11 protein-coding genes are annotated in these 14,255 nt (G+C 68.1%); 5 read left to right on the top strand and 6 right to left on the bottom strand.

All coding sequences use genetic code 11. From position 1 onward, the window contains the following. Positions 1–75: 75 nt before the first annotated feature. Positions 76–3,246, bottom strand: a complete 3,171-nt coding sequence (locus NV2_RS05635) for an ATP-binding protein (RefSeq protein ID WP_067870190.1) — start codon at positions 3,244–3,246, stop codon at positions 76–78. 128 nt (positions 3,247–3,374) lie between these two features. Between NV2_RS05635 and NV2_RS05630 the strand changes: the two genes are divergently transcribed. Both NV2_RS05630 and NV2_RS05625 read left to right on the top strand, forming a co-directional pair. Continuing rightward, positions 3,375–4,016, top strand: a complete 642-nt coding sequence (locus NV2_RS05630; RefSeq protein WP_067870188.1) for a DUF4097 family beta strand repeat-containing protein — start codon at positions 3,375–3,377, stop codon at positions 4,014–4,016. A gap of 34 nt (positions 4,017–4,050) precedes the next feature. Next, the gene (locus NV2_RS05625; RefSeq protein WP_067870186.1) at positions 4,051–5,277 is read left to right on the top strand and encodes a cytochrome P450; all 1,227 of its coding nucleotides are present in this window, start codon (positions 4,051–4,053) and stop codon (positions 5,275–5,277) included. 36 nt (positions 5,278–5,313) lie between these two features. Here NV2_RS05625 and NV2_RS05620 read toward each other — a convergent pair whose 3' ends face one another. Together NV2_RS05620 and NV2_RS05615 are read right to left on the bottom strand one after the other, a co-directional pair. Continuing rightward, entirely contained in the window at positions 5,314–6,534 is a 1,221-nt protein-coding gene (locus tag NV2_RS05620; protein WP_157102754.1) for a hypothetical protein, read from the bottom strand. A gap of 8 nt (positions 6,535–6,542) precedes the next feature. Further along, positions 6,543–7,304 carry a crotonase/enoyl-CoA hydratase family protein gene (locus NV2_RS05615; RefSeq protein WP_067870184.1) on the bottom strand — a complete coding sequence of 254 codons (762 nt, stop codon included), beginning with the start codon at positions 7,302–7,304 and terminating at the stop codon, positions 6,543–6,545. 65 nt (positions 7,305–7,369) lie between these two features. Between NV2_RS05615 and NV2_RS05610 the strand changes: the two genes are divergently transcribed. Together NV2_RS05610 and NV2_RS05605 are read left to right on the top strand one after the other, a co-directional pair. Beyond that, positions 7,370–8,017 carry a TetR/AcrR family transcriptional regulator gene (locus NV2_RS05610; RefSeq protein ID WP_067870182.1) on the top strand — a complete coding sequence of 216 codons (648 nt, stop codon included), beginning with the start codon at positions 7,370–7,372 and terminating at the stop codon, positions 8,015–8,017. Between the two features lie 10 nt (positions 8,018–8,027). Beyond that, positions 8,028–9,647, top strand: coding sequence for an acyl-CoA dehydrogenase family protein (locus NV2_RS05605; RefSeq protein ID WP_067870180.1), 1,620 nt, complete (start codon positions 8,028–8,030; stop codon positions 9,645–9,647). Between the two features lie 9 nt (positions 9,648–9,656). Here NV2_RS05605 and NV2_RS05600 read toward each other — a convergent pair whose 3' ends face one another. The 3 genes from NV2_RS05600 to pgi form a co-directional block, all read right to left on the bottom strand. After that, a complete protein-coding gene (locus NV2_RS05600) occupies positions 9,657–10,463 on the bottom strand; it encodes an ArsR/SmtB family transcription factor (protein WP_245662454.1) in 807 nt (268 codons plus the stop codon). 46 nt (positions 10,464–10,509) lie between these two features. Beyond that, the gene (locus NV2_RS05595) at positions 10,510–10,935 is read right to left on the bottom strand and encodes a hypothetical protein (protein WP_067870178.1); all 426 of its coding nucleotides are present in this window, start codon (positions 10,933–10,935) and stop codon (positions 10,510–10,512) included. Between the two features lie 81 nt (positions 10,936–11,016). Continuing rightward, a complete protein-coding gene (gene pgi, locus NV2_RS05590; protein ID WP_067870176.1) occupies positions 11,017–12,699 on the bottom strand; it encodes a glucose-6-phosphate isomerase in 1,683 nt (560 codons plus the stop codon). 59 nt (positions 12,700–12,758) lie between these two features. Between pgi and NV2_RS05585 the strand changes: the two genes are divergently transcribed. Then, complete coding sequence (locus tag NV2_RS05585) at positions 12,759–14,210, top strand: NAD-dependent succinate-semialdehyde dehydrogenase (protein WP_067870174.1); 1,452 nt, start codon at positions 12,759–12,761, stop codon at positions 14,208–14,210. Positions 14,211–14,255: the final 45 nt, after the last annotated feature.

The raw sequence follows: 14,255 nt of genomic DNA, 5'->3' as shown, positions 1-14,255 counted from the left end.
TCTCGCCGGATGTTCGAGCACGCGGTGCGCGGGCCGGATTCGCCGTCCTCGGACACTTCTGGTCGCGCGCCACGTTCAACAAGCGAGCGTAGTCTGCGCCAGTTCCTGCCAGCTCGCTTCCGCTCCCGCCCGCATCGCCTCGGTGAACCCGGTGTCGCCGAGGCGCTGTCGTGCCTCGTGTTCGACACGCGCCACGTCGGGGTGGGAGTTGTCGGTGAGCCCGCGCAGGGCCGCGCTCGCCGCCAGCAGCCGGGCCGCCCGTTCGGGCCGGTCGATCCGCAGTGCGAAAGCCGCGATCCCGACCAGTATCGGCGCGATCAGCGGCATATATCCGGTGTCGCTCGCGGCCCGCAGCGCGAGGACATGGTGTGCGCGGGCCGCATCGACATCCACGGTGAGCGCGCCGAGCAGGTTGCTCGCGACGGCCTCGACATAGCCTTGTTGCACGGTATTGCTCTGCAGCGAGGTCGCGATCTCGACCTGTTGGCGAGCCCGTTCCCGATCGCCCTGCCACCAGGCCAGCTCGGCCTCGACGAAGGCGAGTTCCGCCAGCGCGCTGGGCCACGAGGACCGGTCGGCATACCGCCGCGCCTCGCGCATCGCGGCAGCGGATGCCTCCGGGTCACCGAGCAGCCAATGGAACTGCGCCTGCCGGGCCCGCATCAGGAGAATGTCCTCGATCGCACCGACTTCGGTGACCACATCGATCGCCTCGTCGAGATGAGCGCAGGCCGAGGCGAATTCACCGCGCATGGCGATCCGGTAGGCCAGCTCGGTCAGTGCGAAGGAGATGCCCCAGCGCTCGCCCACCGTGCGGAATTCGGCGAGGGCGGCCTCGAGCTGCTCGTCCGCTCCGCGGCCGGGGAGGCCGAGCGCGATACGCGCCTTTCCCATCTGCAAGCGCGCCAGTGCCCGCACCCATGGATCATGGTGCGTGAGCAGCGGTTCGAAGGCGGTCAGCACGGCGTCGCCCCCTTGTAACATCCGTTCCAGCGCGCCGATGAACGCCAACAGCGGATAGTCGCCACCGTCGTCCGGGCTGTAGCGACGGGCTCGGTGAATCCACTCGGCGACCTGGTGTTCATCGTTCGGGCCGGAACTGATGAAGTGCACGACCAGTCCGAACACCCTGGCCCGGTATTCGTCGAGGGGACCGGGTGGTGACACGTCGCAGCCGTCTCCTCCGATACGCGAGGTGGCGATGATGAACTCCATGCCCTCGGCCTTGTGCCCGCCGAGCCACCAGTACCAACCGGCGGCCGCGGCGAGTCGCAGGGCGCCGGGTTCGTCGCGGGCGGCGAGCGCGCCGCGCATGGCGGCCGCGATGTTGCCGTGTTCGGCATCCAGGACGGCGAGCCACTGCAACTGCTCGGCGCGCCGCAGATGCGGTTCCGCGGTGTCGGCGACCCGGGTGAAATACGAAAGATGGCGGCGGCGAATATGTTCTGCTTCCCTGGCTTCGGCCAGCCGGTCCTGTGCGTACTGCTTGATCGTCTCCAGCATCCGGTAGCGGGGCTCGCTGCCGGCGGCACTGAGCAGCAGCGACTTCTCGGTCAGCGCGGTGAGTACCTCGAGCACCTCCCAGCGCTCGACCGCGTCCGCGCCCTCGCCCGCGCAGACCTGTTCGGCGGCTTCCAGACTCGCACCCCCGGAGAACACCGCGAGCCGGCGCAGCACCGACCGCTCGGTGTCGCTGAGCAGCTCCCAGCTCCAGTCGACCACTGCCCGCAGCGTCCGGTGCTGCGGCATCGCCGTACGACTACCACCGGTCAGCAGGCGGAACCGATCGTCGAGACGGTCGGCGAGCTGCTCGAGGGTCATGGTGCGCAACCGGGCCGCGGCGAGTTCGATCGCCAGTGGTATCCCGTCGAGTGCCCGGCACACCCGTGCCATGGTGGCCAGAGCACCGGCATCGACCGCGACATCCTTGCGGACGGCGCTCGCCCGGTCCCGCAGTAATTGCACCGCGGGGGAGTGCTCGATCGCGGTGGGGTCGCTGTCGTCGCTGGGCAACGCAAGCGGCTCGACCTGCCAGAGTGCCTCACCGGTGATGCCCAGCGGTTCGCGGCTGGTGGCCAGGATGCGTAACCGTGGACATTCCCCGAGCAGCCGGTGCGCCGATGCCGCCGCGGATTCGATGACATGCTCGCAGTTGTCCAGGATCATCAGTAGTTCACGCTCACCGATCGCCGCGACGAGCCGGTCGATCGGTTCCGCGTCCGGGGCACCGCCCAGCAGTGCGTCCCGCAGTCCGAGGGCGGCCAGCGCCGACCGCGCCGGTTCGCCGGCGCCGTCGAGCGGAGCCAACTCGACCAGCCAGGCCCCGTCGGGCAGATCATCGACCAGGGTGCGCGCGGTTTCGGTGGCCAATCTGGTCTTCCCCGACCCGCCCGGCCCGGTGAGCGTGGTGAGCCGATGCCGGCCGACCAGATCACGTACGGCGGCGATATCGGTGTGCTTGCCGACGAATCGGGTCAGCTCCACCCGCAGATTCGTGCGGCGGTCGCCCTCGCGCGCAGTCACATCGCCACGCAGTAGTGCGACGTGCAGATCGGCGAGTTCGGGTGCGGGATCTACCCCGAGGGTGTCGGCGAGGGTTTCGCGAGCGCGCTGGTACACCGTCAGGGCCTCGGTGGCCCGGCCCGCCGCGGCCAGCGCGCGCATCAGCGCGGCGACGAGCCGTTCCCGTATCGGATGGCGGGCCACCAGGTCGGTCAGCTCGGTGACCAGCTCCGCGCCGTGTCCGAGCGCTAGCTCCGCCTCGTAGCGGTCCTCCAGGGCAGTGAGCCGGAGGCCCTCGAACCGGGTGACCACGGCCTCGATGGCCGCGCTGTCGTCACCTCGTACGTCCTGCAGCGCCGCACCGCGCCACAGGTCCAATGCTTCGCCCAGCAGCCGGGCTCGCCCGGCCGCATCGGCACCGCGGGCCTGGTCGAGCAGCCGCTCGAATCGGAGGGCGTCGACAGCGTGCGGCGCCACGGTGAGCCGGTATCCGCCCGGCTGCGCCTCGAGCACACCGGACGGAAGGGCCCGGCGCAGCCGGGAAACCAGGGCCTGCAGCGCATTCGCGGCATCAGCCGGTGGTCGTTCCCCCCAGATCCAATCGACCAGCTCCGCCTTCGGAACCACCCTGCCGGGCTCCACCGCGAGGCCGATCAGCAACGCCCGCAGCCGGGCACCCGGTACCTCGAGCAACTCACCTCCGTCTACTCGGATCTCGAGCGCCCCAAGCATTCCGATCTGCACCCCGCCATTCTGCCGTCTGCCCCGGGAGTCCCGCGTCAGCGGAGGTGTCAGAACGGTGTCAGGGCGCTGTCAGCGGCGGCGGCGAAGGTAGTCACAACAACCGATTCCGTACCGAAGGAGCCCAGCTCATGGCTACATTCCCGTTGTCCGGACCGATTGCCGCGACCGTCGACATCCTGTCCGGTGTTGTCACCGTAATCGCCTCCGAGCGTGACGATGTCGTGGTCGAGGTGCGTCCGGTCGATGCGACCAGGAAGGCGGATGTGCGCGCTGCCGAACTGACCCGGGTCGAATGCGCCGAAGGGGCGCTGAGCGTGATCGCGGCGAAGGATTGGCGCACCTACACCCCGTTCGGCGGTAACCCGTCGGTGGAGGTGATCGTCGAGGTACCCGTCGGCTCCCGACTGCACGCCACCGTCGGTGCGGGCCGGCTGCTGAGTGCCGGTGAACTCAGCCGATGCGAGGTGCAGATCGCCGCCGGCGACATTGCCATCGAACGGCCGGGGGCGGTGGTGACGGCGAAGACCGCCCAGGGTGATATCCGGATCGACGACGCCGCACGCGGTGTGTTTCGGCTCGAGACCTCGCACGGAGAACTGGAAGTCGGTGTCCGCGCGGGGCATGCGGCGTATGTGGAGATCGACGCACCGCACGGTGGTACCCGCAACCTGATGAGTCCGGTCGAGCGGGCCGACGACGAGAACACCGTGCAGGTATACGCCCGTAACTCCTACGGCAACGTGCTCGTCCGGCACGGCGTCGCCGCCTGAGCACCATCCGACAACTACCGAGATTGGATTACCGATGAACCGATCCGTTTCCGTTCCGCACGGCCTGCCCATGCAGCGCGATGCGGGCCCCTTCGATCCGCCCAGCGAGATCACCCGGTTGCGGGAGGTGCGTCCGGTCAGTCCGATGGTTTTTCCCGACGGCCACGACGGCTGGCTCGTCACCGGCTACGACGCGATGCGGGCGCTGCTTGCCGACACTCGGTTCAGTTCGCGCTTGGACCTCGGCGTCGTGCACGTCCCGTACGAGACCCCGGGGATGCCGGCCCCGACCGAACCGTCCCCGCCGATCCCCGGCATGTTCGTCGCCATGGATCCGTCCGATCACACCCGGTTGCGGCGCAAGCTCACCGGCGCCTTCACGGCGCGGCGGATGCAGCAGCTGGAGGGACACATCACCGATGTCATAGGGGCGCAATTGGATCGGATGGCGCAGCTGACCCCGCCGGTCGACCTGGTCGCCGAATTCGCGCTGCCGGTGCCGTCGCTGGTGATCTGTGAACTGCTCGGGGTGCCCTATGCCGATCGGGAGACGTTCCAGGCGAACACCGCCCGGTTCATGGTCCGGGAGCAGGAACTCGAGGAGAAGATGAGTGCCTACGGGGCGATGACGACATACTTGGCCGAACTGGTGACGCGCAAACGTGCCGAGCCCGGGGACGACATCCTGTCCGATCTGGCCCGTCAGGACGACCTGGGAGTTGACGAGTTGACCGGTATCGCATTCCTGCTGTTGTTGGCCGGGCACGAGACCACCGTCAACATGCTGGGCCTGGGTACCTTCGCACTCCTCGAACATCCGGCGCACCTGGCCGAACTGCGGGCGAATCCCGAGCTGATGCCCGGTGCCGTCGAAGAACTGCTGCGTTACCTGTCGGTGGCCGACATCTTCTTCCGATACGCCACCGAGGACATCGAACTCGGCGGGGAAACCATCCCGGCGGGATCGACGGTCGTCATCTCGTTGCTGGCCGCCAACCGCGACCCGGCTCGCTTCGACGACCCCGACACCCTCGACATCGGTCGACAGGCGCGCGGGCACGTGTCCTTCGGGCACGGCGTCCATCTGTGCCTCGGTGCGCAGCTGGCCCGGATCGAAATGCGGGTCGGCTTCGAGAGCCTGTTGCGTCGATTCCCGACCCTGGCGTTGGCGGTTCCCGCCGGCGAGGTGAAGCTCCGGACGGATATGAACATCTACGGCGTGCACGAACTGCCGGTGACCTGGACCGAACCGGCTCGGTGAACCGGGGGCGGGAGATCGGTCCCGGCACGCCCATGCTCACCAGACGGTGCAGTCGATACCGTTGCCGGACAACCAGGCTTGTGCCGGCCCCGAAGCCGAGGGGAGGGAGCTCGCGGGTGCGGCTCCCGGGCTGACCAGGGCGAGAGTGTAGCTGTCGCCGATGCGGGTCAGGTACGCCGACAGGCGAGTGCGCGGAAGGGTGTGCAGCCCGGGATGGATGGCACGGGCGGCGACCCCGGAGCAGCTGTGCGGGCCCAACTGTGTGAGTGCTGCGGGCAGGGCTCCGATATTGGAGCACAGGATGTCCCGCTCGCCGGCACCGCGGGACAGCCGGTGCGCGAGCCGGTCGGGGAGTACCTGTAGTAGCTCAGGAGGCATCCCGTCCGGTGCCGATATTCGGTATTCATATGCGGCCCGGCATTTCTCGCGCAGCGTCGCAGGGGTGTCGGTGGGGTCGATCCACACCTGCGTCATCGCCATGTCGTTGTCGACCCGCCGTTCGGCACGGGTGTCCACCGGAACCGAAGCGCAGATCCGGCCGCTGGGAAACCCGCTGTTCCACAGCAACTGCGACACCATCGACAGGAACAGGCTGTTCGGTGTGCCGCCGCGGTCGACGGCCGCACAATCCCACTGTGCGGCCGGAAACTGCAGTATCGCACCGCTACTCGGTGCTGTGGCGGGGCCCCGGCCCGGTGGGTTGTCCGGCGGCTCGGGTAGCCCGCGGCGCAAGGCGCGCGCGGTGCCCGCCAGCACGGTCGCCCATTGTCGGCGCGCATCGGCCCAGTCTGTTTGCGGGGGCGGGTATTCGGTGACCGGTGCGCCCGACAGGGCGTGATCGACGGCCAGGGCCAGGCCGCGCCCGTCGGTGAGCACATGTGAGCAGGTCAGCACCACCAGCGAGCCGCCCGCATGCAACGCTGCCGCCGACAGTCGCCAGCCCGGTCCGAATTCCGGGTCGAGATCATCACCCTGTGCCTCGGCCCAGCGCAGCAGCTCCGGGCCGGCGAGGGGCTCGTCCGCGATCCGCAGCGGATGAGCCGAATCGTTGCGGCGCCACGACGGTCGTGCGCCCGGGACCCGGGAACGGACCACCCGCCGGCCCAGTGGCCCGAGCCGCAGCGCGGCATGGATCCGTTCGAGCAGCGGCCGATCCACCGGGTCCGCGGTGCGCCATATTCCCTGCAACGCGCTCGGGGTGCCCAGTCCGCGGTGGCCGCGCAGGAAGATCTCGTCGACCACCGTGAGGCGGGCCATCTCGCCGGTCAGCCGTCGGCGCCGTGGCGGCCCGCACCACCGGCGAAGCGCTGGGCACCTTCGAGTGCGCCGTCGGCCAGGCTGCGCACCCCGTGGCCGAATTCGGCTGCCATCGCGGTGTGTTCGTCCAGTCCCCACTGCTCGAGTGCGGACAGCCGATCCGAGCGCAGGCACGACTGCGGCAATGCCGCCAGTTCGGCCGCGAGTTGTTCGGCCGCCGCGCGGGATTCGCCGGTGGGCACGACGCGATTCACCAGGCCCATCTGCAGCGCTTCGGTGGCGGCCACCGCCCGGCCGGTGAGGATCATGTCCATCGCGCGACCGGCGCCGACGATGCGCGGCAGCCGTACCGTCCCGCCGTCGATCAACGGCACGCCCCAGCGGCGGCAGAACACCCCGAAGGTGCTGTCCTGCTCGGCCACTCGCAGATCACACCACAGCGCCAGTTCGAGCCCACCGGCCACGGCATAACCGGAGATCGCGGCGATCACGGGTTTGGACAATGTCATCCGGGTCGGGCCCATCGGGCCGTCGCCGTCGGTTTCGGCCCGGTTCGAGGTCTCGGTGCCCAGCGATTTCAGGTCCGCGCCGGCGCAGAAGGTCCCACCGTCGCCCCAGAGCACGGCGACCGCGGCGTCCGGGTCGGCATCGAACTCCCGGAAGGCGTCGGCCAGTGCCTGTGCGGTCGGGCCGTCGACGGCGTTGCGGGCTTCAGGGCGATCCAACACGACGGTGAACACGGGGCCGTTGCGTTCGATTCTTACGCTCACAATTTCCGACCATACGGGCCGCCGACCCCTTGCGAGAAGAAATGAATCCATGATTCACTTCTTGGGTGGCGTACCGCAGAACCCCGGCCGTGCAGGCTCGGCTCGACGCGCAGTCGCGTGCGATCGTGCATGCGGCGACCCGAGTGCTGTCCGAAGTCGGCTTCGGCGGGCTGTCGATGGCCGCGGTCGCTGCGGCGGCGGGAGTCGCGACCGGCACCGTGTACAAGAGCTTCAGCGGTAAGGCGGAACTGATCACCGCGGTCTTCCGCGAGGTGGTGACGCGCGAGGTCGCCGCGGTCGCGCAGGCCGGCGCCGACGGTGGTGCCCTCGATCGGGTCACCGCCGCGGTGGAGACCTTCGCCGGCCGGGCGCTGAAGAATCCGAAGCTCGCCTATGTGCTGCTCGCCGAGCCGGTGGACACCACCGTAGATGCCGAGCGGCTGCGTTTCCGCCGTGCCTTCGCCGAAACCTTCCGATCAGCCATCGCCCAGGGCGTCGAGGACGGACGGCTGCCGCCCCAGGACCCGAGTACCGCCGCCGCCGCGCTGGTCGGTGCCATCGGTGAGGTGCTGGTCGGACCGTTGGCCGAGGGGTTGCAGGGTGAATCGGTGGTCCCCGAACTCGTTGCCTTCGCCCTGCGCGCGCTCGGTGTCCGGCCCGCCGGCACCTCCCGAAACGACCTCCGCGCCCCCGACCCCGGCGCATCCGGATAGGAGAACTCAGATGCCCACACACGACGTGTTCAATCAGGTTCCGCCGATCACCCCGTTCGACTTCTCCCGCAACCCAGCCCTGATCGAGGGCCTGCATCGCGAGGGTGCAGGCTGGGCCGAGGCCGAGGTGCGCGAACTGGGTGCGCTCGCAGGCAGTGTGCAGGTGCAGGAATGGGGCCGGCTGGCCAACGAGTATCCGCCGGTCCTGCACACCCACGATCGCTACGGACATCGCATCGACGAGGTGGAGTTCCATCCGTACTGGCACAACCTGATGGACGTGGCCGTGCGGCATGGTCTGCACGGCAGCCCCTGGTTGGACGAGCGCGCGGGGAGTCATGTGGCTCGCGCCGCGAAATTCTTCACCTGGGGCGTCGCCGATGCGGGGCATATGTGCCCGATCTCGATGACCTACGCCGCGGTGCCGGCGCTGCGGCACAATCCCGAGCTCGCCGCCCGCTACGAACCGCTACTGGGTTCACGCAGCTACGACTTCGGGCTGCGGGAGCCGTCCGCCAAGGCGGGCCTGATCGCGGGCATGTCGATGACCGAGAAGCAGGGCGGTTCGGATGTGCGGGCCAACACCACCACCGCCACTCCGCAGCCCGACGGTTCCTACCGCCTCGTCGGCCACAAATGGTTCACCTCCGCGCCGATGTCGGACCTGTTCCTCACGCTCGCGCAGGCTCCGGGCGGCCTGTCCTGTTTCCTGGTGCCGCGCGTGCTGCCCGACGGCACCCGCAACGCGCTGCGGTTGCAGCGGTTGAAGGACAAGCTGGGCAACAAGTCCAACGCCTCCTCCGAGATCGAGTACGAGAACGCGGCGGGGTGGCTCGTCGGTGCCGAGGGCGCGGGCGTGAAGACCATCATCGAAATGGTGAATATGACCCGCCTGGACTGTGTGGTCGGCTCGGCGACCGGTATGCGCACCGGAGTCGTCTATGCCGCGCACCACGCCGCGCATCGGGAAGTGTTCGGCGCCAAGCTGATCGATCAGCCCGCGATGCGCAATGTGCTGGCGGACCTGATCATCGAATCCGATGCCGCCACCACCGTGATGATGCGGCTGGCCGGTGCCACCGAGCGCGCCGGCACCGACCCGGCCGAGGCGGCGCTGCGCCGGATCGCCTTGGCGGTCACCAAGTATTGGGTCTGCAAGCGTGCACCGGCCCATGCCGCCGAGGCGTTGGAATGCTTCGGCGGCAACGGGTACGTGGAGGAATCCGGCATGCCGCGGCTGTATCGGGAGGCGCCGCTGATGTCGATCTGGGAGGGCTCGGGCAATGTGGCGGCGCTGGATGCCCTGCGTGCCATGGGACGTCAACCCGAGACGGTGGAGGCCTACTTCAACGAAGTCTCCCTCGCGCGCGGCGCCAACCGTCATCTCGACGACGCGATCGATCGGATCGGGAAGGAGCTGACCGATCTGACCGATATCGAGTACCGCGCACGCCGGGTGATCGAGCTGATGGCCCTGGTTCTCCAGGGGGCACAGCTGGTGCGCCACGGTCATGCCGCGATCGCAGACGCGTTCTGCAGCAGCCGATTCGGTGGTGACTGGGGTATCGCATTCGGCACCCTCCCCGTCGGTGTGGACACCGAGGCGATCCTGGCCCGCGCCGCGGTGTGACCCGCGCGGTCACACCGGCTCGTGCGTCATCTCCCACGGGGCCTGCGGTAGCACCTCGCCCGTCTCGAGCAGTGACTTGAGATTGGCCAGCACCGCAGGCCACCCCTGTGAAATACCCTGCCGCATTTCCTCGTTCGGCAGCATCTCGTGGGTCACGGTGAGCCGGACGATCTCCTGATGGGGTTCGACCAGGAATGTGACCCGGGACGGCTCGCGGTCTTCGGCCGGAGTGTCCTCGAAGGTGATCACCAATCGACGGGGCGGATCGGATTCGATCACCTTGCCGACCACATCGGCGATACCCGAGCCGTCGGTTCGCCGATGTTCCCAGCTCGAACCCGGTTGCCAGTCCGAGATATTCGCGTGCCCCCAATAGCGGGCGGTGAGGTCGGCATCGGTCAACGCCCGCCAGACCTGCTCGGCATCGGCGCGGATGTAGGTGACGTAGACGTAGGTGGGCACAGTCGTGCTCATTGCATACTCCTCTGCCTGATTCCGGATGGCGCGGATCGCATCCAGTCGTGGCTTGTCGAAGCCGGAAATCCACCGGTGTTCGATGTCGTGGATCGGCGCCGGGTTGATGTAGTGCACCCGTTCCCGGCCGCGCCGCAGCACGGTGACCAGTCCCGCACGCTCGAGGATGTCGAGATGTTGCGTGACCGACTGCCGCGCCATCGCCACCCGTTCGCACAACTCGCGCAGGGTCTGCCCGTTGTGCTCGCGAAGTCGATCCAGCAGCAGTCGCCTGGTCGAATCGGCCAGTGCCTTGAAAATCGCGTCGGTATCGAACGCGATGTCGTCCGGTTCGGGTGCCACCGGAAAATTATGCAGGCAAAAGCCTGCGTAAGTCAATAGGTCCAGCTCAGGGGGCTGCGGCGATGGCCAGGCCGATCAGCGCCACGATCTTGAGCAGCTCGAATCCGATATACCAGTAGTGCGCCGTCGACCGCGGCCCCTCCGCGCCGGCCAGGACCCGGTTCGACCGGCGGGTCAGCGGGGGGCGCACCGCCGCGACCTGGATCACCAGCACCACGGCCGCGCCGAGCAGCCAGCCCCAGGTGGCGCCGCTCGCCCCCACGATCGCCGCCGAGATCAGCAACAGCACCGCCAGGACGCACTCGACGATGTTGAGTGCCTTGAAGACCAACCGGCCGATGCCCAGTCCGAGCGCCAGCGTCACGCCGGGCGCACGGAACTTCAGCGGGGTCTCCAAAAACGAGATCGCCAACACCATGCCGAGCCACAGCATCGGAAGAAACCACAGCAGATGTTGTGCGAGCGAGGTCATGATCCGGACGTTACAACGGGGTACGGCCCGGCGGCAGAGTGATCCTCACCTGCGCGGCATGAGATCAATTACGCCGGTGACCTACGTATTTTCGACCTGCCGTTTTCCCGTTCCGCGCGCGGCTCGATACCAGCGGATCAGTGCATCGGTCGAGGAATCCGATTGCGGAGCCGGGTCCGCGGCGGAGGTGAGCAGCGGCTCCAGCGCCAGGGCCTGCTGCTTACCCAGTTCCACGCCCCACTGATCGAAGCTGTCGATACCCCAGACGACACCCTCCACGAACACCTGATGCTCGTACAAGGCGATCAGCTGCCCGACCACCGACGGGGTCAGCTGCGGAGCGAGGATAGTGGTGGACGGACGGTTACCGGGCATCACCCGGTGTGGAACCAACGCCGGATCGAACCCGGGGGCGTCGCCGTCCTCGGCCTCGATCTCGGCCGCGGTCCGCCCGAAAGCCAGCACCTTGGTCTGAGCGAACAGATTGCTCATCAGGATGTCGTGCATACTGCCGGACCCGTCCCGGGTGGCGAGATCGTCGGTGGGATGGGCGAATCCGATGAAATCGGCGGGGATCAGCCGGGTTCCCTGATGGAGCAGCTGATAGAAGGCGTGCTGACCGTTGGTTCCCGGTTCACCCCAGAAGATCTCGCCGGTCGAGGTCGTCACCGGGGTACCGTCCAGCCGCACCGATTTGCCGTTGGACTCCATGGTCAGCTGCTGCAGGTAGGCCGGGAAACGTGCCAGATCGTCGGAATACGGCAGTACGACGCGGGACTGGGCGCCGAAGAAGTTCGAGTACCACACCCCGAGCAGACCCAGCAGGATCGGGGCGTTGCGCTCCGGCGGAGCCGAGACGAAATGCTCGTCCACACTGTGCATTCCGGCCAGGAACTCGGCGAAACGTTGCCTACCGATCACGGTCATGATCGACAGGCCGATCGCCGAATCCACCGAGTAGCGCCCGCCGACCCAATCCCAGAACTCGAACATGTTCGCGGTATCGATACCGAATTCGGCCACCCGTTGCGCATGGGTCGAGACCGCCACGAAATGCTTCGCCACCGCGTCCTCACCCAGCGCAGCGACCAGCCAACGGCGCGCGGCGGTGGCGTTGGTGAGAGTCTCCAGAGTCGAAAACGTCTTGGAGGCAACGACGAACAGGGTGCGCGCCGGATCCAGCCCTGCCAGGGCGGCGGTCAGATCCGCCGGATCGATATTGGAGACGAATCGCGCCGAGATGCCGGCGTCGGCATAGTGACGCAGTGCCCGGTAGAGCATCGCCGGGCCCAGATCCGAGCCACCGATACCGATGTTCACCACCGTGGTGATGGGTTCACCACTGGCGCCGCGCCATCGGCCGGATCGGACCGCATCGGTGAAATTGCCCATCCGGCGCAATACTTCGTGCACCACGGCGCCTGCGTCCGCACCGTCGATCGGCATCGAGACACCGGCCGGCAGGCGCAGCGCGACATGGCCCACGGCCCGGTCCTCGGAGGTGTTGATGTGCTCGCCGGCGAACATCGCGTCGCGGCGCGCGGCGACACCCGCGGTATCGGCCAGCTCGAGCAGTAACGCCAGGGTTTCGTCGGTGATGCGGTGCTTGCTGTAGTCGATACGCAGGTCCCCGGCCTCGACCACGAGTCTGCGGCCCCGCTCGGGATCCTCGGCGAACATCTCGCGTAGCTGCCGATCCGCGATCGCACCGTGATGATCGTGCAGTTTCCGCCAGGCCGCCGTCGCGGTGATGTCGCTGCTCACGCTCGCGAGATTACCGATTGCGCCGCACCGGCGCAGGTAGTCCGGCCTACCCTGGGCATATGGTGTCGCAAACCGAATTACTGGAATCCGTCCCCACACAGCTTTGGATCGGCGGGCCGGTGGATGCCACCGGCGGCGCCACCTTCGCGGTGGAGAATCCGGCCACCGGGAAGTCCCTCACGCAGGTCGCGGACGCCACCCCGGAGGACGCGGTCCGTGCCCTGGACGCCGCGGTCGCGGCGCAGCACGACTGGGCCGCGACCCCCGCCCGCGAGCGCGGCGAGATCCTGCGCGCGATCTACGAGCGGATCATTGCCCACGCCGAGGACTTCGCACTGCTGATGACCTTGGAAATGGGCAAGGCGCTGCCGGAGAGCCGTAACGAAGTGCGTTACGGTGCCGAGTTCTTCCGCTGGTTCAGTGAGGAAGCGGTGCGGGTGCACGGCCGTTATCAGTCCGCGCCCACCGGGACCGGCCGGATCGTCGTGCACAAGCAGCCGGTCGGGCCCTGCCTGGCCATCACCCCGTGGAACTTCCCGCTCGCGATGGGCACCCGCAAGATCGCCCCGGCCCTGGCCGCCGGCTGCACCATGATCGTCAAGCCGGCGTCGGCCACACCGCTGACTATGCTGCTGCTGGCGAAGTTGTGTGGTGAGGCCGGTGTCCCCGCAGGCGTCCTCTCGGTGATCACCTCCAGCCGGTCCAGCGCCGTCACCGAGCCGCTGCTGACCGACCCGCGGCTGCGCAAACTCACCTTCACCGGGTCGACCGGCGTCGGCCGGCAACTGGTCGAGAAGTCCGCGCACGGCTTGCTGCGAACCTCGATGGAACTGGGCGGCAATGCGCCGTTCGTGGTCTTCGACGATGCTGATATCGACGCCGCCGTCCAGGGCGCGATGCTGGCGAAGCTGCGTAACGGGGGTGAGGCCTGCACGGCCGCCAACCGTTTCCACGTACACAATTCGGTCCGCGCGGAATTCACCGACAAGCTCGTCGCGGCGATGAACGAGGTGAAACTGGGCCCCGGCGATGATCCGTCCACCACGCTCGGCCCGCTGATCAACCAGGATCAGCTCGATACCGTCGGTGAATTGGTCGACGACGCGGTCGCGCAGGGAGCGCAGGTACGGCTCGGTGGCAAGGCGCCCGGAGGCCCGGGCTACTACTACCCGGCCACGCTGCTGTGCGACGTACCCGAGCAGGCCCGGATCCTCAGCGAGGAGGTTTTCGGCCCGGTGGCCCCGATCGTCGGATTCGATACCGAGGAGCAGGGCCTGACGGCCGCCAACGACACCGAATACGGTTTGGTCGCCTACATCTACACCCGCGATCTAGATCGCGCCCTGCGCATTGCGGAGGGGCTGGAGAGCGGCATGGTCGGGGTCAATCGCGGTGTCATCTCCGACCCCGCGGCGCCCTTCGGTGGCGTGAAGGCCTCCGGGTTCGGCCGCGAAGGTGGCTTCGAGGGGATCGAGGAATATCTGTCCACCAAGTACATCGCCCTGACCTGATCGACGACACGAGAGCGGCCGCCCCGGATTCGATGCCGGGACGGC

The organism is Nocardia vermiculata NBRC 100427, assembly GCF_001613265.1.
In the GTDB taxonomy this organism is placed as follows: Bacteria; Actinomycetota; Actinomycetes; order Mycobacteriales; family Mycobacteriaceae; genus Nocardia; species Nocardia vermiculata.
This window is presented reverse-complemented; position numbering and strand designations above follow the sequence as displayed.

Coding starts and splice junctions, on each gene's coding strand:
- NV2_RS05630 (WP_067870188.1), top strand. CDS start 3,375: ATGGCTACATTCCCGTTGTCCGGACCGATTGCCGCGACCGTCGACATC.
- NV2_RS05625 (WP_067870186.1), top strand. CDS start 4,051: ATGAACCGATCCGTTTCCGTTCCGCACGGCCTGCCCATGCAGCGCGAT.
- NV2_RS05620 (WP_157102754.1), bottom strand. CDS start 6,534: ATGGCCCGCCTCACGGTGGTCGACGAGATCTTCCTGCGCGGCCACCGC.
- NV2_RS05605 (WP_067870180.1), top strand. CDS start 8,028: ATGCCCACACACGACGTGTTCAATCAGGTTCCGCCGATCACCCCGTTC.
- NV2_RS05595 (WP_067870178.1), bottom strand. CDS start 10,935: ATGACCTCGCTCGCACAACATCTGCTGTGGTTTCTTCCGATGCTGTGG.
- NV2_RS05585 (WP_067870174.1), top strand. CDS start 12,759: ATGGTGTCGCAAACCGAATTACTGGAATCCGTCCCCACACAGCTTTGG.